We start from the raw sequence: 25,173 nt of genomic DNA on the forward strand, positions 1-25,173 counted from the left end.
CCGCGCGTTCCCCTACAGGACGTTCTTTTCGGCAAGATTGTGCCGGAAACGGGCGCCGGGGCTTCCTGTACCCGCCTATTCGCGCTCGATTCGGATCAGTTGCGGCGCCTCGGCGAGCAGGCCGTCGCGGCCGATGGCGGCCAGCGCCTCGCGCACGTTGCCCTCGGTGGCGGCATAGGTGATCAGCACCAGCGGCACGGGCTGGCCGGACAGCCCCTGCGGGTCGCTGGAGGCGGCCTTGGCCGAGCGGCGCTGGACGATGCTCTCGATCGAGATGTTGGCCTCCGCCATCCGGGTGGCGACGCCGGCGGCGACGCCGGTGCGGTCGTGGACGGTGAGGCGGATGTAGTAGCCGCCCTCGTGGCGCTGCATCTCGACCCGGCGCGGGGCTGCGAGGCGCGCCACCGGCTGCCCGAAGGTTGGGCGCACGAGGCCGAGGGCGACATCGGCGATGTCGGCGACGACCGCGGAGGCCGTGGCCGCCCCGCCCGCGCCGGGGCCGATCAGGGTCAGTTCGCCGACGGCGTCGGCATCGACGGTGACGGCGTTGGTGACGCCCATCACCTGGGCGATGGCCGAGGCCTTCGGCACCATGGTGGGGTGCACCCGCTGCTCGATGCCCTCGTCGGTCGCCTGGGCGACGCCGAGGAGCTTGATGCGGTAGCCGAGCTCGTCGGCCATGGTGAGGTCGAGGGGCTGGATCGCCGAGATGCCCTCCACCGAGACGCCCTCGGCGTCGATCTCCACGCCGTAGGCGAGGCTCGTGAGGATGGCGAGCTTGTGGGCGGTATCGAAGCCCTCGACGTCGAAGGTCGGGTCGGCCTCGGCGTAGCCGAGCGCCTGCGCGTCCTTGAGGCAGGCCTCGAAGGTCAGCCCCTCCGCCTCCATGCGGCTGAGGATGTAGTTGCAGGTGCCGTTGAGGATTCCGTAGACGCGGCTGATGTCGTTGCCGGCGAGCCCCTCGCGGATCGCCTTGATGACCGGGATGCCGCCCGCCACCGACGCCTCGTAGGCGAGCGCCACGCCGCGCTCCTCGGCCATGCGGGCGAGCGCCGCGCCGTGATGGGCCAAGAGCGCCTTGTTGGCGGTCACGACATGCTTGCCGGCCCCGAGCGCCGCCTCGACCGCCGCCTTGGCTGCCCCTTCCGAGCCGCCGACGAGTTCGACGAACACGTCGATCTCGCCTGAGCGTGCCAGCGCGACCGGATCGTCGAACCAGTGCAGGCTCGACAGGTCCACGCCGCGGTCGCGGCTGCGGTCGCGGGCGGAAACGGCGGTGACGGTGATCGTGCGGCCGGTCGCGGCGGTGAGCGCCTCGGCGCGGCGGGCGACCATGCGCAGGACGGAGGCACCGACCGTGCCGAGCCCCGCGATGCCGAGGCGAAGGGTCTGCGTCATGGGAGTTCGCACCGTGATGGACGTTGGGACCGGACCTGTTCCGGACCGCCGCCCGACGGTTCGACGCGGCTCGAGGAACCGCCGGGGCGGCGATTTTTCCCGAGGGGCGCGGGGACACATCCGGAACGGCGCGCACTTCTGCAACGATTTGGGGCCGGTGCGCAAGGAAACGGGGCGGCCGGGGACGCGCCTCAGACTTGGCTTTGCCGAAGATCGGCCTCAAATCGCGCGCTCTTCTCTCCGCTCGGCACCGCCACGCTCGAGCGCCCCGCTCGGCGGCGATGCCGGTGACGACGCGACGGCGCCGCTGGGCGCGATTTTCGAGGAGTTTCGACGATGAGGGGCTTCCTTCTCGGCGGCGTGATGGCGGGCGCGCTGGTGCTCGGCGCGGCCCCGGCCGCCCAGGCACGGGACGGCATCGGTGCGGGCGGGGCGGCCGCCCTCGGCGTGCTCGGCGGCCTCGCCGTCGGCGGCGCGATCGCGGCCGCCAACGATCCCTATTATCCGGGCAAGCCGGTCTACCGGGCGCCCCCGCCGCCGGTCTATGTCGAGGGCCCGATCTGCCATTTCGAGCGTCGCGAGACGGTCGATCCCTACGGCGACATCTACGTCCGGCGCGTGCGCGTCTGCGAGTGAGGCGGCGCCTTTCACGCGCTGGAAGGTGTAATCCCCTGTCTGTGCCCGACGGAACCGGGCTCGGAATGTGGGTTCACGGCTCTCGACGTCCGTCGCCCCTCTCACGAGCGCCCGTCATCCCGGGGCCGCGCAGCGGAACCCGGGATCCACCCGTGATGCGGGGCCACAAGGAAGGCCGCGCTTGAACGTGGATTCCGGGCTCGCCTATCGGCGCCCCGGAATGACGAGCGGGGATGCAGCCGTTCTGCATCCCGAGCTGTCCATCGTGGTGATCCGACTTCGCAGCTCGGCCCGGCCGAGAGGCGGCGAAAATTGGCTCAGCGCGGCTGCAGGCTGTCCACCACCTGGCGGAACAGCGGCAGCATCGTCTCCCGCTGGTCGGCGCGGGTGACGCCGACGGCGCGGATATAACCGTCCGGGTTGAAGCGGATCGTCTGCGAGACCACCACCGGCTGGCCCGAGGGAATGTCGACGGCGCGGGCCACGATCTCGTGCCAGTCGATGCCGTTCTGGCGGTAGCTCTGCGAACGCTCGATGATGAATTCCTTCATCGTCTGGTTGGCGTAGAGCGAGGCGCGGGCGAAGCCGTCGCGCTGCTCCTGGGGCGTGGGCTGCTGCACCGCCTGGGCGATGACGAGGATCGGCTGTTCCAGGTTGGTGACCTGATCGCGCGGGCCCAGCGTCAGCAGCACGGAATTGCCGGCCAGCGCCCGCACCGGGCGGAAGCCCGCGAGGTCGCCGATGCGGAAGGGCAGGGCGGCGATCTGGTCGTCGAGGCTCAAGGCCCCGCGGATGCGCACGCCGGTGAGCATGCCGCGCATGGTCTCGTCGGTCTCGGCCTCGACCGCGGCCTGGGCGATGATGATGCCGGTCACCTCCTTGGCGCCGACGATCAGCAGCCACTTGCGCGCCGCGGGCATGCCCTGGCCGTCGGCGGCCGTCTGCTCGCCGGTGAACAGCACGCCCTCGGCACCGCCGTCGAGGGTCACCGGCTCGCGACTTTGGACGACGAGCCCCTGCGTCTTGAGGTTCTCGTCGGTGAAGCTCTGCTTGAGTTCCGGGTAGGCGCCGGCCGGCAGCTCGACCACGGAGAGCATCGCGCCGCCGCCGATGCGCTCGAAGCCGGTGAAGCGCTTCGAGATCGTCATGTCGGAGGGAGGCTTGAAGCCGAAGCGGGAACTCGGCGGGAAGACCGCCTCCTCGGCGCGGGCCGGCGCGGGCGAAACGGACACGGCCCCCGCCAGCAGCGCCGCCGCGAGGAGGGCGGCGGCGAGCCCGCGGGAGAACAGACGCAACGGCATCACAGGTTGTCTCCGAAGAGCCCTTCTCGGCTGAGGCCCATCTGCGATGGGTCGTCCGCCGCCGATTTCCTGTCAAGCGCGGCAGAACGCCGGGGTGACGCGGGGATTACGTCGCGGATCGTCCGCGCCAGCGCCGCCATTGCCGCTCGATCCAGCGGGCGGACTTCTCCATCGGCACCTTGAGGGCGGGCACGTCCTGCGCCAGCAGGGCGAGGCCGAGCGGCAGCATCCACAGGCCCAGCACCGGCAGGATCGAGAAGACGCCGCCGAGCATCAGCAGGATCGCCGCCAGCAGCCGCACGGGAAAGCGGGCCGGCTCGCGCAGCCACCGGACCGCGCGCTGCGCCCAATCGGGAAGTTTTTGGCTGGCGCGGTCGACCCGCTCGTCCCAGTCATGCGCCGTGACAGGTCCGGTGCCCGGCTCCGTGCCTTGCCTCGCCTGCCCGTGTTCCATGTCGCGCGCGCTCTCCATTGTCCTCCAATGACGAAGCGGGCCGAAAGGTTCGCGGTTTCCTCACCCGGCGATGAACAATCCGGCGATGGCCGCGCTGGTGAGGTTCGACAGTGTGCCCGCCAGGATCGCCCGCAGGCCGAACCGGGCGATCTCGGGCCGGCGCTCGGGCGCGAGGCTGGTGAAGCTCGCGAGCTGGATCGCCACCGAGGCGAGGTTGGCGAAGCCGCAGAGCGCGAAGCACAGGATCGCGGCGGTGCGCGGATCGAGGGTTCCGGCCTTCAGGGTCGGCGAGAGACTGGCATAGGCCAGGAACTCGTTGAAGGCGATCTTCTGGCCGATTGCCGCGCCGACGAGGGTCGCCTGTTCCCAGGGTACGCCGAGCAGCCAGGCGAGCGGCGCCAGCACGACGCCGAGGATGCCCTCGATCGAGAGGCCGGCAAACCCGAACAGGCCGCCGGTCCAGCCGATCGCCGCGTTCACCAGCGCGATCAGCCCGACGAAGGCGATCAGCATGGCCCCGACCGCGACCGCGACGCCCAAACCCTTCTGCGTGCCGTCGGCGGCGGCCTCGATCAGGTTGGCCGCCCGCGCCTCGCCGAACTCGACCCGCGTCGTCAGGATGCGCGTCGGCTCGGTCGAGGGCACGAGGATCTTGGCGTAGAGCAGCCCGCCGGGGATCGCCATGAACGAGGCGGCGAGGAGATACGGCATCGGCACGCCGAGCGCGGCGTAGCCGGCGAGGATCGAGCCGGCGGTGGAGGCCGCACCGCTCGTCATCACCGCGAACAGTTCGGCCCCGGTGAGGGCGGCGAGGAAGGGGCGCAACGCCACGGCGATCTCGCTCTGGCCGATGAAGATGGTGACGACCGCCGAGAAGGATTCGATCGGCGAGGTGCCGAGCAGCCGCCGCAGGGCCGCGCCGAGGAACCGCGCCAGCGCCTGCATCAGGCCGAGATGGTAGAGCACGCCGATCAGCGCCGAGACGTAGAGGATCTGCGGCAGGACCCGCAGGGCCAGGATGAATCCCGAGCCGCCGAACAGCTCGAACATCCGCGGCTCGACGAGGCCGCCGAACAGAAAGGCGGTGCCGCGGTCGCCGAAGGAGAGCACGGTGGTGACGACATCCGCCACCGCGCCGAGCGCCCGCTGCCCGGCGGGCACGAACAGCATCAGCGCGCCGATCCCGACCTGGAGCGCTAGGGCGGCGAACACCACCCGCGGCCGGATCGCCCGCCGGTTCACCGAGAACAGCCACGCCACCGCGAGCAGCAGGGCGAGGCTCGCGCCGGCGTGGAACACCCTGTCGAGCATGTTTGTGTCGTCCGGATTGCGGGCGAAGCTGCGCCGTTCGGGGCGGATGCGTGATCCGGGCCAGGGCCGCAAGCGGCGGGCCGATCGTCCGGATCAGGCGAAGCGCCAGACCGAGGAGCGCTTGATCTCGGCATCCTCCAGCGCCCGCGTGACGGGCACCTCGTAGGTCGCGAGCGGGATCAGCCGCTCGCGGGGCAGGTAGCTTCGGCCCGGATCACCGATCAGCACCGTGCGGCCGCGCCCGTGCAGGTCGCCGAGCCAGCCGCCCACCGCCGCGCCGAGGTCGCGTTCGTAGAAGATGTCGGCGGCGAGCACGCACTCCGCCTCCGTGCCGATCAGGTCGGTCCCGACGGCAGTGATGCGTTCGGCCACGCCGTTGGCCTCGGCGTTGAGCGGGATCGCGTGCAGCGCGAAGGGATCGAGGTCGCTCGCGGTGACGTGGGCCGCGCCCGCCTTCGCCGCGGCGATGGCGACAAGGCCCGAGCCCGAGGCGAAATCGACGACGCGCCGCCCCGCCACCGTCGCCGGGTTGTCGAGGATGTAGCGGGCGAGCGCCTGCCCCCCGGCCCAGGCGAAGGCCCAGAACGGCGGCGGCAGGCCGATCGCCTCCAGCTCGTCCTCGGTCTTCTGCCACAGCGCCGTGGCCTCGTCGGCGACGTGCAGGACGATCTCGGGCGCGTGCGGGACCGCGCGCAGCGCCGTGTGCTCGCGGATGAAGCGGAGGGGGTCGGCGGATGCTCTCATGAGGCCAGAAGCTCCGCGTAGAGACCCGCCACCGTCTCCGCGACCGCGGCCTCCGTGTAGCCTCCCTCGAGGATCCGCGCCCGCGCCGCCGCGCCCATCCGCGCGACGAGCGCCGGATCGGCGGCGAGCCGGGTCAGCGCGGCGGCCAGCGCGGCGGCGTCGCCCGGCGGCACGAGCAGGCCCTCGCGGCCGTCGCGCACGAGGTCGCGGCAGCCCGGCACGTCGCTGGTGAGGATCGCCCGGCCGCAGGCGGCCGCCTCCAGCAGGGTGCGCGGCAAGCCCTCGCCGCCGCGGGAGGGCAGGCAGCCGACATGGTGGGCGGCGAAGGCGCCCGCCACGTCCCCGGTCGGCCCGTGCCACGTGACGCCGTCGCGCGACCAGTCCCGCAGGGTCGCCTCGGGGATCGCCCGGCGGTTGGAGGGATCGGGCGCGCCGTAGAGCGACAGCTCGACCGCGGCGCCCCCGGCGCGGGCCTGTCGCACCGCCTCGACCGCCACGTCGATCCCCTTCGACCACAGCATCCGGGCGACGATGGCGACCTTCAGCGGGGCCGGCGGCGGCGGCGGGCGGGGCGCGAAGGCGTCCGGATCGACCCCGGCACCGCCGACCAGGGTCACGGCGGTGTCGGACGGGTCGAGGCCCAGCGCGCGGGCATCGTCGGGGTTCTCGAACAGGAAGCGGGTCTGCCGGCTCGCCAGCGGGCCGCGGATCAGCCCCTTCAGCGCGAGGCGCGACAGCCGCCCGGTCGCGTCCTCGCGCGCACCCAGCAGCCCGAGGCCGGTCAGCGCGAAGATGCGGCGCGGGATGCCGGCCATCGCCGCCGCCGTGCCGCCGACGAGGATGCCGCGCAGGGCGATGCAGTGGACGATGTCGGCCTTGAGCGCCTTCAGGATCGCGGAGAGCTGGCCGGCGGCGTAGCCGGCCGCCATCGGGTTGAGGCTGGAGCGCTCCGCCTCCAGCGGCACCACGCGGATGCCGGCGGCTTCGATCGCGGCGCGGTGCGAGCGCACCCGCGTCACCACGGCGACGGAGAGGCCCATCTCCGTGGCGGCGCGGGCCATCGGCAGGAAGTGCGAGGCGAAGAACCAGTCCTCGGTGACGACGAAGACGAGGTTTTTGCCAGCGTAAGACGTTGTGGAGGCGGTCATCCTGCGTGGCCATAGCACGGGGGACGCTCCGGAACAGCGCCGCCTCCTGCCCGGTTGTCGCCCCACGGATCAGGGAGGGCGTCATGCTGTCGGACGAGGCCGGAGCCGGCGTGGTCGATCCCCGCGAGGCCGCGCGGGATGCGGGCCTGCGCTACGTGGACGATTCGAAGCCCGGCCTGCGGCGCAAGCGCAACGGCAAGGGGTTCCGCTACATCGACCCGAAGGGCGCCGCGGTCCGCGACGCGGAGGAGATCGCCCGGCTCAAAAGCCTCGCGATTCCGCCCGCCTACACCGATGTGTGGATCTGCCCGCATCCGAACGGCCATATCCAGGCGACCGGGCGCGACGAGAAGGGGCGCAAGCAGTACCGCTACCATCCCCGCTTCCGCGAGGCGCGGGAGGCCTCGAAGTTCCACCGCATCATGGCCTTCGCCGAGGCCTTGCCCGGCATCCGCGCGCGGATCGACGCCGACATGGGCAAGCGTGGCCTACCGCGGGAGAAGGTTCTCGCTACCGTGGTCCATTTGCTCGAGACCACGCTGATCCGCGTCGGCAACGACGACTACGCCCGCTCCAACAAGAGCTACGGTCTGACCACCCTGCGCGACCCGCACGTGAAGGTGGCCGGGTCGGAGATGCGCTTCCGCTTCAAGGGCAAGAGCGGCAAGGAATGGTCGGTCTCGGTGCGCGACCGGCGCGTGGCCAAGATCGTCAAGGCCTGCCAGGACCTGCCCGGCCAGGAGCTGTTCCAGTATCTCGACGAGGACGGCGAGCGGCGCGACGTCACCTCTTCGGACGTGAACGCCTATCTTCGCGAGATCACCGGCGAGGACTTCACCGCCAAGGACTTTCGAACCTGGGCCGGCACCGTGCTGGCGGCGCTGGCGCTGAGGGAGTTCGAGGCGTTCGACAACGCCGCCAAGGCCAAGAAGAACCTGCGTGCCGCGATCGAGTCGGTCTCGTCCCGGCTCGGCAACACGCCGACGATCTGCCGCAAGTGCTACATCCACCCGCAGATCCTCGATTGCTACCTCGAAGGCGGGATGCTGCTTCAGGTGAAGGAGGCGGTCGAGGGCGAGCTGAAGAACGGGCTCGATCAGCTGCGCCCAGAGGAAGCGGCGGTGCTGAGCCTGCTGCGGGGCCGGCTGGAGCGGGTGGCGAAGGCCGCCGGGGCCGATGCCGGCGGTACGGCGGAGGGGCCGGCGAAGATCGAGCCGCCGCGCCAGACCGGCGGCCGCAAGGCGAAGGCGGGCTCGAAGCGCGCGGGCGGACGGCGCCGGGCGGCGTGAGCCGCCGCCGGGCGCCCGGTCAGCCCGCGCTCTGGACGATGGCGCCGTACCAGCCGAGCCCACGATAGGTCTCGTAGCCCGGGGTACGGTGGAAGGCGGTGACGGTGCCGGTGTGCGGATCGCGGACGACGCCGCGCTCACGCCCGTTCAGGTCGACGGCCAGAGTCTCGCCGAGCACGCCCTTGCCATCGGAGGCGGCCAGGATGCGGCGCTGCGCGTCCACCAGGAGCACGCGGGTGCGCGCCCGATCCTCCTGCGCGATCCGCACGCCCTCGACGATGGCCCGCGCCTGCGCCTCCCAATCGAAGTGGATGGCGAGGACGCCGCAGGGCCGCCCGCTGCCGCCCGTCTCGTAGATCCCGGCGGCGTAGGTGGCGACCCCTGCGCCGCCGAGCTGCGGCTCGCGCCGGACCTCGCCCGGAACGTAGTCGTCGCCGCTCGGCAGGCGGATCGCGTCCCGGAACCACGTCTCGCCGGCGACGCTGTGCCCGCGCAGGTTCGGGTAGCGGTCCGGCCGGCCGTTGGCGAGCACGGTCCCGTCACGGCCGCACAGCCAGAGATCGAGATAGACGGTGTAGGCCGACAGGATCACCCCGAGCCGCTCGGAGGCATAGGCGGCGGCATGATCGGCGGCGCCGTCCCGGTCCGGCCGCGCGGCGCAGGCGACCACCGCGGCATCGGTCGCCCACCAGCGTACGTCGCAGGTCCGTTCGTAGAGGTTGCGGTCGATCAGCTCGATGGCGTTGAGGGAGAGATCGACCAGACGCTCGCTCTCGGCCTTCGCCGTCATCGCAGCGACGCCGCGCTGCAGGGCGTCGATGCGCGTGGTGAGCCCCGTCTCCAGTTCCTGCGCCAGGGCCTCGATCTCGGCACCGATGCCGCGCACCTCCTGGGCCACCACCGAGAAGCCGCGCCCGTGCTCCCCGGCGCGGGCCGCCTCGATCAGCGCGTTGAGAGCCAGCATCTTGGCCTGCGCGGTGATCTGCCGGATCCGGGCGACCCGGTCCCCGGCGATGCGGCCGACCTCCCGGGTCAGCTCGGCGAGGGTCGTCGGCTCGGATCCCGAAGGTGGCATCTCGTGCAGCCGGGGCGAGGGAATAATCGATGCGTGTGCCGTCATGGCGGAAACTCGGGGGACGTGTGAGACCTGTTTCCATCAGCAGGATTAACATAAGAATAAAACGAGAGGCTCCGCGACTTCAGGCGCAGATCCGGTGAAAGCCCGGCGCCCTGTCGCAGATCGTGCCGGGGGAGACGCCGGCACAGGCCGCCGCGCGACCCGATCGCGCGGGCGCAATCGGCGTTCACGGAGAACCAGCGCAGCGCAATCCGGTTGACGGATGGATCGGCGCGGCCGCCCGTGCCGCGCGACGCCCGCTGCCGTGCACGAACCGCGGTTGCGAGACCGTCAGGCAAGACGATCTGGCAAAACGGTCAGGCAAGGCGGTCAGGCAAGACCGGTCGAGCCGGATCGATCGAGAAGGGGAAGCCATGGAACTCGACGCCCTGACGCTCTCGCGCATCCAGTTCGGCTTCACGATGGCCTTCCACATCATCTTCCCGGCCTTCACCATCGGCCTCGCCGCCTTCCTCGTGCGGCTCGAAGCGCAGTGGCTGTGGACGAGGAACCCGATGTACCGGGTGCTCTACCGGTTCTGGGTGAAGGCCTTCGCGGTCTCCTTCGGCCTCGGCGTCGTCTCAGGGATCGTGATGAGCTACCAGCTCGGCACGAACTGGTCGCGCTATTCCGACTTCACCGGCAACGTGCTGGGGCCGCTGATCCAGTACGAGGTCATCACCGCCTTCTTCCTGGAGGCGGGCTTCCTCGGGATCATGCTGTTCGGCTGGGACCGGGTCGGCGACCGGCTGCATTTCCTGGCGACCTGCATGGTCTCGCTCGGCACGCTGATCTCGGCCTTCTGGATCCTGTCCGCCAATTCCTGGATGCAGACGCCGGCCGGCTTCACCATCGAGAACGGGCGGGCAGTCGCCACCGATTGGTGGGAAGTCATCTTCAATCCGAGCTTCCCGATCCGCTACGCCCACATGGTGCTCGGCTGCTTCCTCACCACGGCCTTCGCGGTGTCGGGCATGGCCGCCTGGATGATCCTGCGCGCCCGCAAGGAGCCGCCGGAGAAGGTGCAGGGCGCGCGGGTCTCGCTCTCCATGGCCCTGTGGTTCGCGCTGATCTTCACGCCGATCCAGATCTTCGTCGGCGACACCCACGGTCTCGGGGTGCTCAAGCATCAGCCGACCAAGCTCGCGGCGATCGAGGCGAACTGGGATACCCAGGCCAACATGCCGCTGCTGCTGTTCGCGATCCCGAACATGGAGGCCGAGCGCAACGACTTCGAGATCGGCATCCCGAAGCTCGGCTCCTTCATCCTCACCCACGACTTTTCCGGCGTCGTGCCCGGACTGAAGGACGTGTCGCCGGACAAGCGCCCGCCGGTCTGGCCGGTATTCTATTCCTTCCGCGCCATGGTCGCGATCGGCATGGCGATGCTGCTCTTGAGCCTGTGGAGCCTGTACCTGCGCTGGAAGGGCACGCTGTTCACGAACCGCGTCTTCCTCACCTGCGCCATGCTGATGACGCCCTCAGGGTTCGGTGCCGTGATCTTCGGCTGGTTCACCGCCGAGATCGGGCGCCAGCCCTACATCGTCTACGGCCAGCTCAAGACGGCGGATGCGCATTCGCCCCTGACGGCCCAGGCCGTCACCACCTCGCTCGTCGCCTTCATCATCGCCTACGCGATCATCTTCGGCTTCGGCAGCTACTACCTCGCCAAGCTCCTGCGCAAAGGCCCCGAACCGTTCGAGCCCGCGGTGCCCGGCCACGAGGTCGGCCGCAAGCCCAAGCGCCCGCTCTCGGCGGTGGACGAGAGCCTGGAGGCGCGCACCATCTGATCCCGGCCTCACGCCCGGACGGCGTGGGCCGCGTGGCGGACGGTGCTGCGGGGCGTCTCGGTGTCGAGAACCGGGGCGAGGCCGAGCTGCCGGGCGAGGGTGACGAGGTCCTTGAGGCGCCCGGTCTGCGTCTTGCGGCGCAGGTTCAGCCGGTGGGTCTCGACCGTCCGGACGCTGAGCGAGAGACGCCGGGCGACCTCCTTGTTGCTGAAGCCGGCGCTGAGGAAGCGCAGAACCTCCGCCTCACGCGGGGTCAGGCCGGCGGACGCGTCCGCGGCGGGGGAAGGGTCGGGGAGGGACGGGTCGGACGGCGCCGGCCCGGAGGCGATCCCGGTCGCGAGGGTCAGCACGCTGGCGCAGACCTCCTCCGTCGGCGTGGCCGAGCCCACGAAGGCATCGACGCCGGCCGCGAGCAGCCGGTTCATCGCCGCCGCATCGAGGGTCCGGAACACCGCCAGCACCCGCAGCCAGGGCCGACCGTCGCGCAGGGCCGCGATCCGGCCGCAACAGGCCTCGATCCGCGCGCCGTTCACCGGCACCAGAGCCACGGCCGGCGTCGGGCCGCGCCGGGCCAGGTCGTCCTCGCCGATGGTGCGCAGGGCCGGCGCATGCTCCAGCCCGGCCCGCATCCGCGCGTCGAGCCCGGCCGGCCCGTCGACGATCAACAGCTCCACCGCCCGGCCGGCGACGTGGCCTGCGGCGTGGCCCGCGGTGTGACTGATGGCCTGACTCATGCCGCTCCCCCTCTCGTCCCGCCGCAGAACGGTGCGGCCTGTGCGGGAGAGGAAGAACAAGAGTCGTTCCAGCGGTTTAGGGGGCTTTCGCGCCGCGAAACGTCCCCCCGCGGAGCCGGGCCGCGGCCGCCGTCCCGCTTCGGGACGGACCGGGGAGGCCGCCGCCGCTCAGCCGGCGCGGGCGAGGATGAGGTCGGCCATCGCCGAGACGACCCGGTTGCGGCCCGTCGCCTTGGCCTCGTAGAGGGCGATATCCGCCCGCTTCAGGAGACCTTCGACGGTCTCGCCGTCCGACCATTCGCTGACGCCGAAGCTGCAGGTGAGGCGCACCGGCCCCTTGGGCGAGCGGATGCGCAGGTCGGATGCCTTGAGGCGCAGGCGCGAGGCGATCGCCTCCGCCGCAGCGAGCGGGTGCCCGGCGACGATCACGGCGAATTCCTCACCGCCCAGGCGTCCGGCGATCCCCTCCGGCTCGATCAGCCCGGCCACGGCCTTGATCGCCGCGTCGCCGACATCGTGCCCGTACTCGTCGTTGATGCGCTTGAAATGGTCGATGTCGAGAAGGATCGCACACAGATTCCCGAACGGGCCGGCCTTCTGGGCGGCGTCCCGCGTGCGCTGCAGGAAGGCGCGGCGATTGAGCAGGGCGGTGAGCGGGTCCGTCTCGGCGAGCCGGATCAGGTCGCCCTGGAGCGTGGTGAGGCGCTCGGCGGCGCGCAGGCGTGCCTGAAGCTCCTCGGCGCCCGGCGGCTTGTCGATGAAGTCGTCGGCGCCGCTGTCCAGCGCCTCGGCGAGGTTGCGGGCGTTGCGGGCCGAGGACATGGCGATGATCGAGAGGGGGCGGCTCGACTCGGCCAGCAGCCGGGCCGACCAGCACAGCTCCAGTCCGCTCAGCGGCCGGACTTCCAGGCTCGTGATCAAGGCACGAACCTTCGGCGTATCGGTGACGTAGGCCAGGGCCTCGACGGAGTCTGTGAACTGCGTCACCACATGGCCGCGCGGTTCGAGCATGCCGGCCACGATCCGCAGGACAACGCGGCTCGAATCAACAATGACGATATGCACGGCGCTTGCCCCCGCTGACAGAGGGATTGTGCGCAAGACAAGTTAAGAGGCCGTCTAGAATACCGTCCGCTGTTGCAGGGGCCCTTGTTGCCAAAGCTGACACTAGATTTAAGGACGACGCACGAAAGCCGTTCTCCGAAGGTGGCGGATGCCGGCTCGGTCGCCGCGTCCGCCCCGGCTCGAACGGCGTCTATCGGGTGCGGCTCGGCACCCGCACGGACACCACCCGCGCGCCACTCTCCTCGATCTCCGAGCGGGGAGCGGGATCAGTCCAGATCCCCTTCGAATCCTTCGACAGGACCCGTGCGCCGCGCCGCCGTATGGCGGGACGGTTGCCGGCGGAGCCCTGCCCCTCGATCACGGTGAGGGTCGGGCGCGCGGCGGGAGCCTCGCGGATGCCGGCAAGCGTCGGGACGCCGTAGGTGCCGTAGCCCCAGGCCGGCGGCACGATCCGGCTCGTGCTGGGAAGCCCGGTGAAGGGCGCGCCGAGATAGGCCCCCTCGACGGCGGGCCCGGCGAAGCGGTGGCCGGTCCCGACATAGCGGTCGCTATAGCTGTAGCCGTAAGGGTCGGCGGCGGCGCCGGAGACGGCCCCGAGCGTGATCAGGGTGGCGAGGCCGGCGGCGCGGGCGAGGGCGGGACGCATGGATCAAGTCTTCTCCGGAAGGCGCATTCCGAGACTGCGCGTCGAGATCTGCGCGCAACCGTCAAACGAAGTCGGCAGCGCCCATGCTCGTTCCACTCGCCCCCGTCGCGCCAGCCGATGCAGAGTGCTGAGATGGGCACCCCGTCCGCGGACCGGCCCGCGCTCAGCGGCAGATTGTGACGCGGCGGACGATCCAGCCTTCCCCCTCGATCCACAGGCGGCGGCGCTGCTTGTTGCAGTTGGCGCTGTCCTCCTCGCTGTCGGCGATCGCGGTGGTCGCGGCGGTCTGAGAAACCTGCGTCGCCTCCGCGACCTGGGTCGTGCTGCGGCCGGCACCCGGCGCGGCGAGGCTCGGCGCGGTGCTCAGGCCGATCAGGACGAGGCCGGCGAAAGCGGCCGCGGCGGTGGAATGCGCGATCATGGTATCCTGCCCGCGCGCCGTGGCCGGCACGCTTCAACGGTTCGGTTGGAGGCGGCCGGTGGCCCGTGATGCAGGCGCCGCCGCGTATTGCATGAACAATCCCCAACGTGGCCATTGAGTTTCGTGGCACTTCCCGGAAAACGGCGAAAATTTGTCTTCAGCCTGAAGCGATGCCTGCGTCGCTTCGGCGCGATCTCGTGCCGGCTTCGCCATGCTTGCGAGAATGGTGCAAAGGGTTGTACTGGCATCGAAATGCGGAAGATCGGTGCTTCGTCGGCCGAACCCGCGCTGCTGTTCTTGTTAGGAACCTTTCTAAACTAGATTTTACATTGGAATATCGTCACGTCGTGACAAGTATTGGTGGCGCCGCGAAGGGCTGTGCCGCCGTCGAGGCAGACAATCCGCGGGACCTGCGTCCGCGCGGATCGAATCGGGAGCAAGTGGATGACGGACGGATCGACGTTCGTGCAGGCTTTCATGATCCTGTTCCGTGAGGGACTGGAGGCCCTGCTGGTGATCGCGGCCCTCGCCGCCTTCCTTCGTCGCGCGAATGCGGCGGAGCGGATCGCGCCGGTCTATCTGGGCGCGCTCGCGGCGGTCGTCGCCAGCCTCGGCATGGCGTGGGTGTTCGAGACCTATTACGACGGCAACCACAGCGACCTGTTCGAGGCCGGGGTGATGCTCGCGGCCGCGGTGCTGCTGTTCTACATGAGCGGCTGGCTGTTCGTCCGCCAGGACCCGAAGGCGTGGCAGGCCGACCTCAACCGGCTCGCCGAGCGGGCGCTCGGGGCGGGCACCGTGCTGTCGCTCGCCGGCATCGCCTTCCTGGCGGTGTTCCGCGAGGGCGCCGAGACCATCCTGTTCGTCCACACCCTCGCCAAGACCGGCAACGGCTTCGACGCCTCCCTGCTCGGCGGCCTCGCCGCCGCGACTCTGGCGCTGGTGGTGATGTTCGTGGCGATGCAGTGGCTGGCCCTGCGCCTGCCGCTGCGCCCGATGTTCATCGTGACCTCGGCCTTCCTGTTCTTCATGGGCCTGCGGATGGTCGGCGAGGCCTTCCAGGAGCTTCAGGAGCAGGCGCTGATCCCCTTCACCACCGACGGCGTTCCTGCCTTCGTCTCGGAATGGGGCCTCAGCAACGGCAGCTGGGAGGCGCTCGGCACGCAGCTCGCGATCCTGGCGGTCGCGGTGGCGGCCTGCCTCGTCAGCGTCCTGCGCAAAGGTGCGGGCAAGGGGGGCGCCAAGGAGTCCCGCGAGGGCCGGCCGGTCTCGGCCGCGTCCTGACATCGGCCGAGGGCGCTCCCGCTAGGGGGCGCCGGTTCGATCCCACGCCGCCGGTTTCCGGCGGCGTTTTTCGTTTCGGTGCCTGCCGGCGTCAGGGATCGCGCCAGAGCGGCTTCGGTCCTCGCCCGGGCGCCGTCTCAGCCCTTCAGCCGGGACTTGATCCGGTAGGTGAGCCCGTCGCGCACGTCGCGGTAGCCGTCGAGGCGCTGCTCGCGCGTCCCGTCCTGCACCAGCGTCGGATCCGGCGTCGGCCAGTACTCGACATCCGCCGCGAGGGTATGGGTCAGTTCGAGGGCGCGGTGGTGCGCCTCCGGCGAGAGGGTGATGATCAGGTCGAAGTTCAGCCCCTCCCAATCCTCCAGCTGCTCGATGGTGCGCGGCTTGTGGCGGGAGGCGTCGATGCCGATCTCGTCCAGCGCCGCGACCATGAACGGGTCGCTCGGCTCGCCCGAGCGCACGCCGGCCGACTGCACGTAGGTGGACTTGCCGAAATAGTGGCGCGCGATCGCCTCCGCCGCCAGGGAGCGCACCGCGTTGAAATTGCACATGAACAGGACGGACTGAACCCGCCGCTTCTTCGGCCCGGTCCCCGGGATCGCGTCGTCCGTCATGCCTCGCCTGGGAGCGTCGTCCCGCGGGGCCGCCGGCTTGTCGGAAAAGACGATGCAATCACTGCGGCCTCTTGCACCGTGACCTCTCGCGAAACGCCCCCGCCGCCTTGCGCCGATGCACCACGGATCGGGCGTTTCGTGAGGTGCTCGCGCACACGCTGATATAGGACCGGCTCACGCTTCCCGGAAGCGTATCGTTTTGCCGATCCGTGCCCCTGTCGCGGCAGGATGCTGCCGGTTCTCTCAGCCCTTCCAGTGCAGGGCGAAGATCAGGGTGAACAGGCGTCGCGCCGTGTCGTGGTCGAGATCGACCTTGCCCTCGAGGCGCTGCCGCAGCAGTTCGGACGCCTCGTTGTGCAGGCCGCGCCGGCCCATGTCGATCGCCTCGATCTGCGTCGGCGAGGCGGTGCGGATCGCGCTGTAGTAGCTCTCGCAGATCATCTCGTAGTCGCGGATGACCCGGCGGAAGGGGGTGAGCGAGAGCAGATGGGTCATCACCGGCTCGCCCGCCTCCGTCGCGATCGCGAAGGACAGCTTGTTCTCGACGAGGCCGAGCACCAGCCCGTAGGGTCCCTGGTCGCGATCCGGGATCGTGAAGCAGTTCTCCTCCAGGATGTCGTAGATCGCGATGGCGCGCTCGTGCTCCTGATCGGGATTGCCCCGGCCGATCGAGGCCTCGTCGAGGCGCACCGCCGCGAGCCGGTTCCGCGGCTTCTCCGGCGCTGCGTCTGCCCCCTGCTTCGGTTCGGCCTTCATCGCCGCCGCCTTCTCGCGTAGGCGCCCGGAACCCGAGCGCGCTCTTGCCGTCCCATGAGCCGCAAGCCCGCGCGACAGGCAAGCTGTCCCGCGGCGGCGGCCCGAAAAGTGATCGTCGGCCCCGAAAGGGGGCCGGCGTCAGAGGTTGAGCCGGATCGCCACGGAGCGGGCATGCCCGTCGAGGCCCTCCGATTCGCCCAGCGCGATTGCGGCGGGGCCGAGCGCCCGCAGGGCGGCCGGATCGCAGCGCAGGATCGAGGTGCGCTTCATGAAGTCGAGCACCCCGAGCCCCGAGGAGAACCGCGCCGAGCGGGCGGTCGGCAGCACGTGGTTCGGGCCGCCGACATAATCTCCGATGGCTTCCGGCGTGTGCGCGCCGAGGAAGATCGCCCCCGCATTCCGGATTTTCCGCGACAGTGCCTCGGCATCCTCGGTCTCGATCTCGAGATGCTCGGGGGCGATGGCGTCGACCAGCGGCACCGCCTCGTCGAAATCGCGGACGCGGATGATCGCGCCGTAATCGCGCCAGCTGGCGCGGGCGATCTTTTCCCGCTTCAGGGTCGTCAGGGCGCGCTCCACCGCCGCCTCCGTCGCCTCGGCCAGGTCGTCCGAATCGGTGATGAGTACGGACTGCGCCGCCTCGTCGTGCTCGGCCTGGGCCAGGAGGTCGGCGGCGATCCAGTCGGGATTGGCGTGACCGTCGGCCAGGATCAGCACCTCGGAGGGGCCGGCGATCATGTCGATGCCCACCTGCCCGAACACCCGGCGCTTGGCGGCGGCGACCCAGGCATTGCCGGGGCCGACGATCTTGGCCACCGGCGCGATCGTTTGCGTGCCGTAGGCGAGCGCGGCCACCGCCTGCGCTCCGCCGACCCGGTAGATCTCGGTGACGCCCGAGAGCTGCGCGGCGGCCAGCACCAGCGGGTTGAGCTGGCCCTCGGGGGTGGGCACCACCATGACGATGCGCGGCACGCCGGCCACCCGCGCCGGCACCGCGTTCATCAGCACCGAGGACGGATAGCTCGCGGTGCCGCCGGGGACGTAGAGGCCGACGGATTCGAGCGCGGTCCAGCGCCAGCCGGCGGTGACGCCGAGATCGTCGGTGGAGAGGTGGTCCTCGGGGATCTGGCGGCGGTGGAACGCCTCGATCCGTTCGGCGGCGAGCGCCAGGGCGGCGCGGGCCTCAGGGGGGCAGGCGGCGACGGCCGCCTCCACCTCCTCGGCCGTGATGCGGAGCGCGGCGGGCGAAAAGTCCTGGCCGAGCCGGTCGAAGCGGCGGGTGTAGTCGACGAGCGCCGCATCGCCGCCGGAGACGACGCCCGCGATGATGCCGCGCACGGTCTCGTCCACGTCCTGCGAGATCTCGCGCTTGAGGCCGAGCAGGCGCTTGAACGCCTCCCCGAATTCGGGGGAGCGGCTGTCGAGACGGATCATCGGGCGATATCGGCGGTTCGGGGGAGGGGGGTCACGGGCGGTTCTCGACGAGGTTGCGCACGGCCTCGTGGTCCGGGCGGCCGTCGGCCTCCCAGACGGGGCCGAGATCCTTCAGGCGCACCTCGATGCATTCGAGTTCGAGCCGGATCGCGGCCCCGCCGGAGAAGATCAGGGTGGCGATGCCGGAGGGAGCCTCGGTTTCCTCGAAGGTGATCGCCAGGAGGCTCAGCGGGTCGTCGGAGGTCGCTCCCGGCGTGATGCCCTTGGCCTTGACGGAGAGCACGCGCTCGAAATGCAGGCCGGCGAGCCGGCGCCGCGGCGGCTGGCCCTCGGGCACCGACCAGTCGAAGCGGCGCGCGGCCAGGGCGAAGCGGTGCTCGCCCGGCAGCCACGCCAGATCCTCCGCCCGCAGGATCGCGTCCTGCAGGTGGGCGGAGATGACGGCGAGATCCTCGGCGTCGAGGGCAGCGAGCTTGAGAAGCTCCATCACTTACGCTCCGGGCTCCCCGACCGAACGCGCGGGAAGCGGATTTCGAGGCGTAGGTAGCGAGGCGATCCGCCCGCGGCAACCGGCGGCGCGGAAGCGTTCCGCGTTCAGACGGGCGGAAGGCCGCGCGGAAGGGCCTGCGGAAAGCCGGGCGGATGGGGTTCCCGTGGCTCTTTCGGGCTCATCGTGCGTTCATGAGCGCAAGGCTACGGTCGGCGCGACTTTTTCAAGTCATCCGGAGGGGATGGGGACGATGCACAACGGAGTTCTGGCCATAGGGCGCACCTTGGGGGTGGTCCTGGCCCTCGGGTTCGTGGCGAGCCCGGCGAGCGCCCAGTATTATCGTGACGGCTATGACGGCCCGCGGCGCTACGACGACGGCTACGGCCGCCGCTCGCGTGATGATGACGACGGCTATGGCCGGCGCCGCTACGGCGAGGATTTCGATCGGCGTCGCCGCTACGACGACGATGACGGTCCGCGTTTCCGGGGCCCGCCGCGCGGCCGCGGCGGCAGCATCTGCGTCACCGCCCGCGGCAGCTGCCCGACGGCGTTTGCTCCGCCGAACGCTCCCTGCGCCTGCGACATTCCCGGTTTCGGCGTGAAGCGCGGCGCCGTCGCCCGCTAATCGAACGGCAACGGCCTCACGTGACGGCCTGCACGATGTGCAGGCCGTTCCTGTTCGAGGAGGCGGCTCGAGGGCCGTCAGGCCCGCACGCGCTCGATCCGTGCGCCGCAGCGGCCGAGCTTGGCCTCCAGCGCCTCGAAGCCGCGGTCGAGATGGTAGACGCGGTTGATCTGCGTCTCGCCCTCGGCGGCCAGGGCGCCGATCACCAGCGAGACCGAGGCGCGCAGGTCGGTGGCCATTACCGGGGCGCCCTTCAGGCGCTCCACGCCCTCGACCACGGCGAGATCGCCGTCGAGGCGGATCCGGGCGCCCAGCCGCGCCAGCTCCTGCACGTGCATGAAGCGGTTCTCGAAGATCGTCTCGCGGATGCGCGACTGGCCCTTGGCCAGCGTCATCAGCGCCATGAACTGGGCCTGGAGATCGGTAGGGAAGCCTGGGAACGGGTCGGTGGTCACGTCGGCCGGGCTGATGCCGCCGCCGTTGCGGCGCACGCGGATGCCGTCGGGCAGGGCCGTGATCTCGGTGCCGGTGGACGCCAGCACGTCGAGGGCGGAGGCCAGCAGCTCGGTGCGGGTGTTGACGAGGGAGACGTCGCCCCCGGTCATCGCCACCGCCATGGCGTAGGTACCGGTCTCGATCCGGTCCGGCAGCACCTCGTGGCGGGTGCCGCCGAGGCGTGCCACGCCCTCCACGACGATGCGCGAGGTGCCGGCGCCCTCGATGCGTGCACCCATTTTGATCAGGCACTCGGCGAGATCGACCACCTCCGGCTCGCGGGCGGCGTTGTCGATCACCGTGGTGCCGTAGGCGAGTGCAGCCGCCATCAGGGCGACATGGGTGCCGCCGACCGTGACGCTGGGAAACGTGATCTCGGCGCCGCGCAACCCGTTCTTGGTCTTGGCGACGACGTAGCCGCCATCGATCTCGATTTCGGCCCCGAGCTTTTCCAGTGCCATGATCAGCAGGTTGACCGGGCGGGTGCCGATGGCGCAGCCGCCGGGCAGCGATACCTTGGCCTCGCCGAAGCGGGCGAGCAGCGGCGCGATGACCCAGAAGCTCGCCCGCATGGTCGAGACGAGTTCGTAGGGCGCGGTGGTGTCGATGACGTTCGAGGCGGTGAGCCGGACGGTCTGGCCGGTCTCGGCGGTCTGGCCCGGACGCTTGCCGACGACCATGTGGTCGACGCCGTGATTGCCGAGGATCCGCGTCAGCGCCGCGATGTCGGCCAGCCGCGGCACGTTGATGAGCTCCAGCGTCTCCCCGGTCAGAAGGCTGGCGATCATCAGCGGCAGGGCCGCGTTCTTGGCGCCCGAGATCGGGATCGTGCCGTTGAGCGGCGTGCCGCCGGTGATGTGGATGCGGTCCATCGGGATCCTCGGAGCACCTCCGTTCCGGTCGCGGAGGTCGCCTTGCGTGCCGGGCGCGTGAGCGCCCCTCGTTCAGGGTGGAGGTATAGGCGGTATCCGGCAAAAAGAAGAAGCGTGGCCGTTCGGTTCCACCCCGCGTGCCGCGCATCGCTCCGACGATGGGGGGCGAAGAGGGGCGAATTGGGCGCGAGGAGGCGGTCGCGCAGTCCGCGTCACGCGTTCTCGGGCGGGCGTTCCTTCGGCGCGGGCTCGGATCCGGCGTCCGGTGCGGGGTCGGGCGTGGCGTCCGGCGCGTCGTCGGCCCGGCCCCGGGCCTGCGCCTTGCGGCGGCGCAGGTTGTCGCGCAGGGCCGCCTTGAGCCGAGCGGCGCGCTCGTCGTCCTTGGTTCCCATCGCGCGCGTTCCGACAACGATCCCAGACACGATCCGACGGACCCGGCCTGTCCGCTCCGTCGGTGCGGGCACGGGCCGTCGGGCGAAGGCCCTATCCCGGTTTTCCCGCCTTCGCCAGCGAGAGGACGGGCCGGCGGGCGGCCGATTCGTGCCGCGACGCATCGTCACCCGGAGGCGGTGCCGGTTCTCGCGGTCCGGTACGGCAACTCTGCCCGGCGCTCTTCGCAGCGCCCTCTGCATGGCCCTGGGCGCAGACCAAGCCATGGTCGAGACCGAGGGCGGGCAACATTGCGAGGCCATTCAGGCCGGTGCAAAGCAGGAATGTCTCGAACTCACCTTGAACCAGTTCGAAATTACCTCCTATCTTGCACGCACAGCGGCGCCGACGAGGGACTCGTCCCGAGAGGATAACGGAAGCCGCCGGCCGGACGGTGACGCGTGGCGGAGGCCGCGTCGCTCCCGAGGGGGCTGAAACCTCGGGAGATCACCACCCCGGCCGCGAACGGTTCGGCACCGCCTATCCGGGCAGCGCCCGAGCCTGAATTCTTTACCCGAGGCGTCCCAAGAAGAACGCCCGGCCAGCCGAAAGCGTCGAGGACGGATGCCCGTGAACCTGATGCCCGTGAACGCTGCCGACAGCGCCACCCTGTCCGACGAGTCGATCGTGGGCGGCGACGGCGGCGTGGACGACGCCGGTGTAAGCAATGGCCGGGCCAGATTCGAGCGCCCGCCGGTTCGCCCCGCCGGTCCGCGCACGGATTACGACGGCCATTTCCGCGCCGCCCTCGACCGGCTGCACGGAGAGCGCCGCTACCGCGTCTTCGCCGATATCGAGCGCATCTCGGGCCGCTTTCCCCAGGCCACGTGGCGCCGCCCGGAGGGCGGCAGCCGCGAGATCACCGTGTGGTGCTCCAACGACTATCTCGGCATGGGCCAGCACCCGGAGGTGGTCGGCGCCCTGACCGACACCGCCGCCCGCTGCGGCGTCGGCGCGGGCGGCACCCGCAACATCGCCGGCAACAACTCGCCGCTGGTCGATCTGGAGCGTGAGCTCGCCGACCTGCACGGCAAGGAGGCGGGCCTCGTCTTCACCTCGGGCTACGTCTCGAACCAAGCCGGCATCTCGACGATCGCCAAGCTGATCCCGAACTGCCTGATCCTGTCGGACGCCTTCAACCACAACTCGATGATCGAGGGCGTGCGCCATTCCGGCTGCGAGAAGCGCGTCTTCCGCCACAATGACCTCGAACATCTGGAGCAACTGCTCGCCGAGGCGGGCGACCGGCCCAAGCTGATCGCCTTCGAGTCGGTCTACTCCATGGACGGCGACGTGGCGCCGATCGCGGCGATCTGCGACCTCGCCGATGCCTACGGCGCCATGACCTATCTCGACGAGGTCCACGCGGTCGGCCTCTACGGCGAGCGCGGCGCCGGCATCGCCGAGCGCGACCGGGTGATGCACCGAGTCGACGTGATCGAGGGCACGCTGGCCAAGGGCTTCGGCTGCGTCGGCGGCTACATCACCGGGTCGGCGACCCTGTGCGACGCGGTGCGCTCGCACGCCGCCGGCTTCATCTTCACCACGGCCCTGCCGCCGGCCATCGCCGCGGCGGCGCGGGCCTCGGTGCGCTACCTCAAGCGCTCGACGGCCGAGCGCGAGGCGCATCAGCGCCAGGCCGCCCGCACCAAGGCGGCGCTGGAGGCGGCGGGCCTGCCGGTGCTGCACACCGAGACCCATATCGTGCCGCTGATGGTGGGCGATGCCGAGCTGTGCAAGGCGGCCGCCGATCACCTGCTGGAGCGCCACGGCATCTACATCCAGCCAATCAACTATCCGACCGTTCCCCGCGGCACCGAGCGCCTGCGGATCACACCCTCCCCCTTCCATGACGACGAGCGGATCGGGGCTTTGACGGCGGCGCTGGTCGAGACCTGGGACACGCTGGACCTGCCGCGGGCCGGAACGGTGTTCGCAGCCGCCGCGGAGTAGTCTTTTCGCGGGGGCCGCGGCGACGCTAGAACTGCCCCCATGGCCCCGGCTTTCGACCGCACCCGCCTGCTGCAGGCCCTCGAACGGCTCGGCGCGGACCTGTCCGCACGGGGGTTGTTCGTGGAGATGGCGATCTACGGCGGTGGGGCGCTGATGCTGCACTTCGCGTGGCGGCGCGGCACCGACGATGTCGATGCCGTGGTGCGCGAGGGCTTCGACGAGGCGGCGCTGGCGCCCTCGGTCGGCCGCGTGGCGGCGGAGCTCGGGCTTCCGCCCGATTGGCTCAACAACGCGGTCGGCATGTTCACGCCCCTGGACGAGGACGAAGGGTGGTTCACCGCCGCCGGCCTCTACCCCTCGGAGGGGGCGCCGGGCCTCCGGACTTTCCTGGCCACGCCGCGCTACCTCCTCGCCATGAAACTGCATGCCCTGAAGAGCTTCGATCGGGGTGAGCGCGACCTGCGGGATGCGAGGCAGCTCGCCGCGCATCTCGGCATCCGCGACGCGGCGGCCCTGCACGACCTGTACGTCTCCGTCTACGACGAGGCGCCCTCGGAGGAGGCGGGCCTGCGCTTCCGCTCCGTCCTTCAGGACGCTCCGCGATGAGACCTGCGACCCTGCGCGAGGTGGTCGAGCGGGCCCGCGGGGACGGTGACTGGGATCACCACCTTCAGAACTTTCTCGACGCGTTCTACGCCCTCGACGGCCACACCGTGGCGCAGAACGCGATGATCGCCGAGGATCCAGGGTTCCTCGGACAGGCGCGGCCCGACGCCTTCCTCGGCGGGGTCGGCGAGCACCTTGCTCGGCGCTGGCGATTGCCGGTGATCCCGTCCTGGGTGCGTCACGAGGCACGCTACCTCACGACGGCGATGTTCGTCCCCGACGAGCGCGCCTTGCGCAACTACCTGCTCTGCGTCAGCCCGGTTTCGTTCCGCCCGCGCCTGATCTTCACGGGACCGGACCCGCTCCAGCGCGCCCGCTTTCCCTATCATCGCGGCGTGGTCCGGATGCCCCTGACCTTCCCGCAGGGACCCGAGGCCGCGGCCCTGTTCGAAGCGCGGCGGTGAGCGGCCTCAGCGCCGCTTGACCTCGTTCGACCAGCCATGCGCCGCGGCGGCCTTCTCGACCTTCTCCTTGAGCTGCGGCATCAGCGTGCCCATCCATTGCTGCATGCCCGTCAGCATCGCCTGGCTCAGCTGCGGCTGCGCCTTGACGAGGTTCTTGCCCGCCGGCGTGGCGTAGAAGCCGGCGACCGCCTTCAGATCCTCCTTCGAGAGGACGGAGGCGAAGCTGAGCGCCTGGACCGCCAGCAGGTCGTCGTAATGCTCGGAGAGCGTGGGCAGGACGACCTCATCGACCATCACCTGGGCCTTGTTCGACTCGGTGATGCCCATCTGCTGCATCACGCCGACCATCGGCGCCTTCATCGCGGCAAGCACGGCGGCCCGGTCTCCCTGGGCGGCGGCGACGACCTCGCGGGCGGCGGCCAGACGCTCCGGATCGGCGGTGACGGCCGGGGCCGCCGGTTTGGCGGGCGTCTGCGCCGAGGCGGGAACGCTGCCCGCCACGAGGGCCGGCACGCAGAGCAGGCCGAGGCCGAACAGTCCGGTGAACAGTGTCTGGCGCATGGTCGGTGTGTCTCCGGTCGTCGGCATGGGGTCGGGCTGTTTACCCGCACGGGATGACACGCCGTCAACGGTGATCCTCGGAAGATTCGGGTGCCGGCTCGCGGAACGGTCGTCGGATCGGCGCCATGCACGCAACGCGCTTGTCGGCCCGCCCGAGGCACCGCTATGGCCGCGCTCACGGCGGCGTGACCGCCAGGAGCCAGACGATGCCGGATACGGACGACACCTACATCTACGACGAAGCGCTCGGTGAATGGCGCCCCGCCGGCGCGGCGGCGGCCGAGACGGCGGCCGCGAGGGCGCCTGTCCGCGACGCCGCGGGCAACATCCTGGCCGACGGCGATGCGGTCACCCTGATCAAGGATCTCAAGGTCAAGGGCGCGAATCAGACCCTGAAGCAGGGCACCGTCATCCGGTCGATCCGCCTCACTGATGATCCGGAGGAGATCGATTGCCGCCACGACAGCATCAAGGGCCTCGTCCTGCGCACCGAATTCGTGCGCAAGCGCTGATCGCGAGCGGCGCGCGGGGACAGGGAG

The 25,173-nt window shown here is 70.7% G+C and carries 27 protein-coding genes; 9 read left to right on the plus strand and 18 right to left on the minus strand.

Annotated features, from left to right (window positions below):
• Window positions 1-75: 75 nt before the first annotated feature.
• Entirely contained in the window at window positions 76-1,398 is a 1,323-nt protein-coding gene (locus tag HNR51_RS01660; protein ID WP_182553787.1) for a homoserine dehydrogenase, read from the minus strand.
• 336 nt (window positions 1,399-1,734) lie between these two features.
• On the opposite strand from HNR51_RS01660, the gene HNR51_RS01665 reads away from it, so the two are divergent.
• Window positions 1,735-2,034 carry a hypothetical protein gene (locus tag HNR51_RS01665; RefSeq protein ID WP_012453831.1) on the plus strand — a complete coding sequence of 100 codons (300 nt, stop codon included), beginning with the start codon at window positions 1,735-1,737 and terminating at the stop codon, window positions 2,032-2,034.
• A gap of 317 nt (window positions 2,035-2,351) precedes the next feature.
• Here the strand turns inward: HNR51_RS01665 and HNR51_RS01670 are convergent, their stop codons facing one another.
• The 5 genes from HNR51_RS01670 to HNR51_RS01690 form a co-directional block, all read right to left on the minus strand.
• Entirely contained in the window at window positions 2,352-3,335 is a 984-nt protein-coding gene (locus HNR51_RS01670; protein WP_012453832.1) for a hypothetical protein, read from the minus strand.
• Window positions 3,336-3,441: 106 nt separating this feature from the next.
• Window positions 3,442-3,789, minus strand: a complete 348-nt coding sequence (locus tag HNR51_RS01675) for a hypothetical protein (RefSeq protein ID WP_182553788.1) — start codon at window positions 3,787-3,789, stop codon at window positions 3,442-3,444.
• Between the two features lie 60 nt (window positions 3,790-3,849).
• A complete protein-coding gene (locus tag HNR51_RS01680) occupies window positions 3,850-5,100 on the minus strand; it encodes a NupC/NupG family nucleoside CNT transporter (RefSeq protein ID WP_182553789.1) in 1,251 nt (416 codons plus the stop codon).
• Window positions 5,101-5,193: 93 nt separating this feature from the next.
• The gene (locus HNR51_RS01685) at window positions 5,194-5,844 is read right to left on the minus strand and encodes a class I SAM-dependent methyltransferase (RefSeq protein WP_152276827.1); all 651 of its coding nucleotides are present in this window, start codon (window positions 5,842-5,844) and stop codon (window positions 5,194-5,196) included.
• Window positions 5,841-6,992: a glycosyltransferase gene (locus HNR51_RS01690; protein WP_182553790.1), complete on the minus strand. Its 1,152-nt coding sequence runs from the start codon at window positions 6,990-6,992 to the stop codon at window positions 5,841-5,843. Before HNR51_RS01690 ends, HNR51_RS01685 begins: the two co-directional genes overlap by 4 nt.
• Before the next feature lie 83 nt (window positions 6,993-7,075).
• Here HNR51_RS01690 and HNR51_RS01695 point away from each other — a divergent pair, with 83 nt between their 5' ends.
• Window positions 7,076-8,281 carry a DNA topoisomerase IB gene (locus tag HNR51_RS01695; RefSeq protein WP_012453837.1) on the plus strand — a complete coding sequence of 402 codons (1,206 nt, stop codon included), beginning with the start codon at window positions 7,076-7,078 and terminating at the stop codon, window positions 8,279-8,281.
• A gap of 19 nt (window positions 8,282-8,300) precedes the next feature.
• On the opposite strand, the gene HNR51_RS01700 is transcribed toward HNR51_RS01695, so the two are convergent.
• Complete coding sequence (locus HNR51_RS01700; RefSeq protein ID WP_182553791.1) at window positions 8,301-9,401, minus strand: methyl-accepting chemotaxis protein; 1,101 nt, start codon at window positions 9,399-9,401, stop codon at window positions 8,301-8,303.
• Window positions 9,402-9,772: 371 nt separating this feature from the next.
• Between HNR51_RS01700 and HNR51_RS01705 the strand changes: the two genes are divergently transcribed.
• A complete protein-coding gene (locus tag HNR51_RS01705) occupies window positions 9,773-11,188 on the plus strand; it encodes a cytochrome ubiquinol oxidase subunit I (protein ID WP_141951180.1) in 1,416 nt (471 codons plus the stop codon).
• 8 nt (window positions 11,189-11,196) lie between these two features.
• Here the strand turns inward: HNR51_RS01705 and HNR51_RS01710 are convergent, their stop codons facing one another.
• The 4 genes from HNR51_RS01710 to HNR51_RS01725 all read right to left on the minus strand — a co-directional run bounded on the left by HNR51_RS01710 (window position 11,197) and on the right by HNR51_RS01725 (window position 14,054).
• Window positions 11,197-11,922 carry a response regulator transcription factor gene (locus HNR51_RS01710; RefSeq protein WP_182553792.1) on the minus strand — a complete coding sequence of 242 codons (726 nt, stop codon included), beginning with the start codon at window positions 11,920-11,922 and terminating at the stop codon, window positions 11,197-11,199.
• A 168-nt stretch (window positions 11,923-12,090) separates the two neighbouring features.
• Entirely contained in the window at window positions 12,091-12,987 is an 897-nt protein-coding gene (locus tag HNR51_RS01715; RefSeq protein ID WP_012453841.1) for a GGDEF domain-containing response regulator, read from the minus strand.
• A 190-nt stretch (window positions 12,988-13,177) separates the two neighbouring features.
• Window positions 13,178-13,633, minus strand: a complete 456-nt coding sequence (locus tag HNR51_RS01720; RefSeq protein WP_182553793.1) for a hypothetical protein — start codon at window positions 13,631-13,633, stop codon at window positions 13,178-13,180.
• Window positions 13,634-13,796: 163 nt separating this feature from the next.
• On the minus strand, window positions 13,797-14,054 hold the full coding sequence (locus HNR51_RS01725) for a hypothetical protein (protein ID WP_012453843.1): 258 nt from the start codon (window positions 14,052-14,054) through the stop codon (window positions 13,797-13,799).
• 444 nt (window positions 14,055-14,498) lie between these two features.
• On the opposite strand from HNR51_RS01725, the gene HNR51_RS01730 reads away from it, so the two are divergent.
• The gene (locus HNR51_RS01730) at window positions 14,499-15,338 is read left to right on the plus strand and encodes an FTR1 family iron permease (protein WP_012453844.1); all 840 of its coding nucleotides are present in this window, start codon (window positions 14,499-14,501) and stop codon (window positions 15,336-15,338) included.
• Window positions 15,339-15,475: 137 nt separating this feature from the next.
• On the opposite strand, the gene HNR51_RS01735 is transcribed toward HNR51_RS01730, so the two are convergent.
• From HNR51_RS01735 to HNR51_RS01750, 4 genes are all read right to left on the minus strand, one after another.
• Window positions 15,476-15,949 carry an arsenate-mycothiol transferase ArsC gene (locus HNR51_RS01735; RefSeq protein ID WP_012453845.1) on the minus strand — a complete coding sequence of 158 codons (474 nt, stop codon included), beginning with the start codon at window positions 15,947-15,949 and terminating at the stop codon, window positions 15,476-15,478.
• A gap of 243 nt (window positions 15,950-16,192) precedes the next feature.
• A complete protein-coding gene (locus HNR51_RS01740; RefSeq protein ID WP_012453846.1) occupies window positions 16,193-16,705 on the minus strand; it encodes a UPF0262 family protein in 513 nt (170 codons plus the stop codon).
• A gap of 138 nt (window positions 16,706-16,843) precedes the next feature.
• Window positions 16,844-18,139: a histidinol dehydrogenase gene (hisD, locus tag HNR51_RS01745; protein ID WP_141951184.1), complete on the minus strand. Its 1,296-nt coding sequence runs from the start codon at window positions 18,137-18,139 to the stop codon at window positions 16,844-16,846.
• Between the two features lie 31 nt (window positions 18,140-18,170).
• The gene (locus HNR51_RS01750; RefSeq protein WP_182553794.1) at window positions 18,171-18,626 is read right to left on the minus strand and encodes a DUF2948 family protein; all 456 of its coding nucleotides are present in this window, start codon (window positions 18,624-18,626) and stop codon (window positions 18,171-18,173) included.
• Between the two features lie 253 nt (window positions 18,627-18,879).
• Between HNR51_RS01750 and HNR51_RS01755 the strand changes: the two genes are divergently transcribed.
• A complete protein-coding gene (locus HNR51_RS01755; RefSeq protein ID WP_012453849.1) occupies window positions 18,880-19,254 on the plus strand; it encodes a hypothetical protein in 375 nt (124 codons plus the stop codon).
• Window positions 19,255-19,331: 77 nt separating this feature from the next.
• On the opposite strand, the gene murA is transcribed toward HNR51_RS01755, so the two are convergent.
• On the minus strand, window positions 19,332-20,621 hold the full coding sequence (gene murA / locus HNR51_RS01760; protein WP_182553795.1) for a UDP-N-acetylglucosamine 1-carboxyvinyltransferase: 1,290 nt from the start codon (window positions 20,619-20,621) through the stop codon (window positions 19,332-19,334).
• A 212-nt stretch (window positions 20,622-20,833) separates the two neighbouring features.
• On the minus strand, window positions 20,834-21,013 hold the full coding sequence (locus tag HNR51_RS01765; protein ID WP_182553796.1) for a hypothetical protein: 180 nt from the start codon (window positions 21,011-21,013) through the stop codon (window positions 20,834-20,836).
• 601 nt (window positions 21,014-21,614) lie between these two features.
• On the opposite strand from HNR51_RS01765, the gene hemA reads away from it, so the two are divergent.
• Genes hemA through HNR51_RS01780 form a run of 3 tightly spaced genes read left to right on the plus strand, consistent with a single transcriptional unit; the run spans window position 21,615 to window position 24,073 of the window.
• On the plus strand, window positions 21,615-23,003 hold the full coding sequence (gene hemA, locus HNR51_RS01770; RefSeq protein WP_182553797.1) for a 5-aminolevulinate synthase: 1,389 nt from the start codon (window positions 21,615-21,617) through the stop codon (window positions 23,001-23,003).
• Window positions 23,004-23,042: 39 nt separating this feature from the next.
• Entirely contained in the window at window positions 23,043-23,609 is a 567-nt protein-coding gene (locus HNR51_RS01775; protein ID WP_012453853.1) for a hypothetical protein, read from the plus strand.
• A complete protein-coding gene (locus HNR51_RS01780; RefSeq protein ID WP_182553798.1) occupies window positions 23,606-24,073 on the plus strand; it encodes a hypothetical protein in 468 nt (155 codons plus the stop codon). The genes HNR51_RS01775 and HNR51_RS01780 overlap by 4 nt, the downstream gene beginning before the upstream one ends.
• 6 nt (window positions 24,074-24,079) lie before the next feature.
• Here the strand turns inward: HNR51_RS01780 and HNR51_RS01785 are convergent, their stop codons facing one another.
• Entirely contained in the window at window positions 24,080-24,634 is a 555-nt protein-coding gene (locus tag HNR51_RS01785) for a DUF2059 domain-containing protein (protein ID WP_012453855.1), read from the minus strand.
• 206 nt (window positions 24,635-24,840) lie between these two features.
• Here HNR51_RS01785 and HNR51_RS01790 point away from each other — a divergent pair, with 206 nt between their 5' ends.
• A complete protein-coding gene (locus HNR51_RS01790; protein WP_060769578.1) occupies window positions 24,841-25,146 on the plus strand; it encodes an alkylphosphonate utilization protein in 306 nt (101 codons plus the stop codon).
• Window positions 25,147-25,173 lie beyond the last annotated feature (27 nt).

The organism is Methylorubrum thiocyanatum (assembly GCA_014138645.1).
GTDB lineage: Bacteria > Pseudomonadota > Alphaproteobacteria > Rhizobiales > Beijerinckiaceae > Methylobacterium > Methylobacterium thiocyanatum.

Bases quoted from the DNA above. Each gene is read 5' to 3' on its own strand.
- HNR51_RS01660 (WP_182553787.1), bottom strand. From the start codon at position 1,398: ATGACGCAGACCCTTCGCCTCGGCATCGCGGGGCTCGGCACGGTCGGT.
- HNR51_RS01665 (WP_012453831.1), top strand. From the start codon at position 1,735: ATGAGGGGCTTCCTTCTCGGCGGCGTGATGGCGGGCGCGCTGGTGCTC.
- HNR51_RS01670 (WP_012453832.1), bottom strand. From the start codon at position 3,335: ATGCCGTTGCGTCTGTTCTCCCGCGGGCTCGCCGCCGCCCTCCTCGCG.
- HNR51_RS01675 (WP_182553788.1), bottom strand. From the start codon at position 3,789: ATGGAACACGGGCAGGCGAGGCAAGGCACGGAGCCGGGCACCGGACCT.
- HNR51_RS01680 (WP_182553789.1), bottom strand. From the start codon at position 5,100: ATGCTCGACAGGGTGTTCCACGCCGGCGCGAGCCTCGCCCTGCTGCTC.
- HNR51_RS01685 (WP_152276827.1), bottom strand. From the start codon at position 5,844: ATGAGAGCATCCGCCGACCCCCTCCGCTTCATCCGCGAGCACACGGCG.
- HNR51_RS01690 (WP_182553790.1), bottom strand. From the start codon at position 6,992: ATGACCGCCTCCACAACGTCTTACGCTGGCAAAAACCTCGTCTTCGTC.
- HNR51_RS01695 (WP_012453837.1), top strand. From the start codon at position 7,076: ATGCTGTCGGACGAGGCCGGAGCCGGCGTGGTCGATCCCCGCGAGGCC.
- HNR51_RS01700 (WP_182553791.1), bottom strand. From the start codon at position 9,401: ATGACGGCACACGCATCGATTATTCCCTCGCCCCGGCTGCACGAGATG.
- HNR51_RS01705 (WP_141951180.1), top strand. From the start codon at position 9,773: ATGGAACTCGACGCCCTGACGCTCTCGCGCATCCAGTTCGGCTTCACG.
- HNR51_RS01710 (WP_182553792.1), bottom strand. From the start codon at position 11,922: ATGAGTCAGGCCATCAGTCACACCGCGGGCCACGCCGCAGGCCACGTC.
- HNR51_RS01720 (WP_182553793.1), bottom strand. From the start codon at position 13,633: ATGCGTCCCGCCCTCGCCCGCGCCGCCGGCCTCGCCACCCTGATCACG.
- HNR51_RS01725 (WP_012453843.1), bottom strand. From the start codon at position 14,054: ATGATCGCGCATTCCACCGCCGCGGCCGCTTTCGCCGGCCTCGTCCTG.
- HNR51_RS01730 (WP_012453844.1), top strand. From the start codon at position 14,499: ATGACGGACGGATCGACGTTCGTGCAGGCTTTCATGATCCTGTTCCGT.
- HNR51_RS01735 (WP_012453845.1), bottom strand. From the start codon at position 15,949: ATGACGGACGACGCGATCCCGGGGACCGGGCCGAAGAAGCGGCGGGTT.
- HNR51_RS01740 (WP_012453846.1), bottom strand. From the start codon at position 16,705: ATGAAGGCCGAACCGAAGCAGGGGGCAGACGCAGCGCCGGAGAAGCCG.
- hisD (WP_141951184.1), bottom strand. From the start codon at position 18,139: ATGATCCGTCTCGACAGCCGCTCCCCCGAATTCGGGGAGGCGTTCAAG.
- HNR51_RS01750 (WP_182553794.1), bottom strand. From the start codon at position 18,626: ATGGAGCTTCTCAAGCTCGCTGCCCTCGACGCCGAGGATCTCGCCGTC.
- HNR51_RS01755 (WP_012453849.1), top strand. From the start codon at position 18,880: ATGCACAACGGAGTTCTGGCCATAGGGCGCACCTTGGGGGTGGTCCTG.
- murA (WP_182553795.1), bottom strand. From the start codon at position 20,621: ATGGACCGCATCCACATCACCGGCGGCACGCCGCTCAACGGCACGATC.
- HNR51_RS01765 (WP_182553796.1), bottom strand. From the start codon at position 21,013: ATGGGAACCAAGGACGACGAGCGCGCCGCTCGGCTCAAGGCGGCCCTG.
- hemA (WP_182553797.1), top strand. From the start codon at position 21,615: ATGCCCGTGAACCTGATGCCCGTGAACGCTGCCGACAGCGCCACCCTG.
- HNR51_RS01775 (WP_012453853.1), top strand. From the start codon at position 23,043: ATGGCCCCGGCTTTCGACCGCACCCGCCTGCTGCAGGCCCTCGAACGG.
- HNR51_RS01780 (WP_182553798.1), top strand. From the start codon at position 23,606: ATGAGACCTGCGACCCTGCGCGAGGTGGTCGAGCGGGCCCGCGGGGAC.
- HNR51_RS01785 (WP_012453855.1), bottom strand. From the start codon at position 24,634: ATGCGCCAGACACTGTTCACCGGACTGTTCGGCCTCGGCCTGCTCTGC.
- HNR51_RS01790 (WP_060769578.1), top strand. From the start codon at position 24,841: ATGCCGGATACGGACGACACCTACATCTACGACGAAGCGCTCGGTGAA.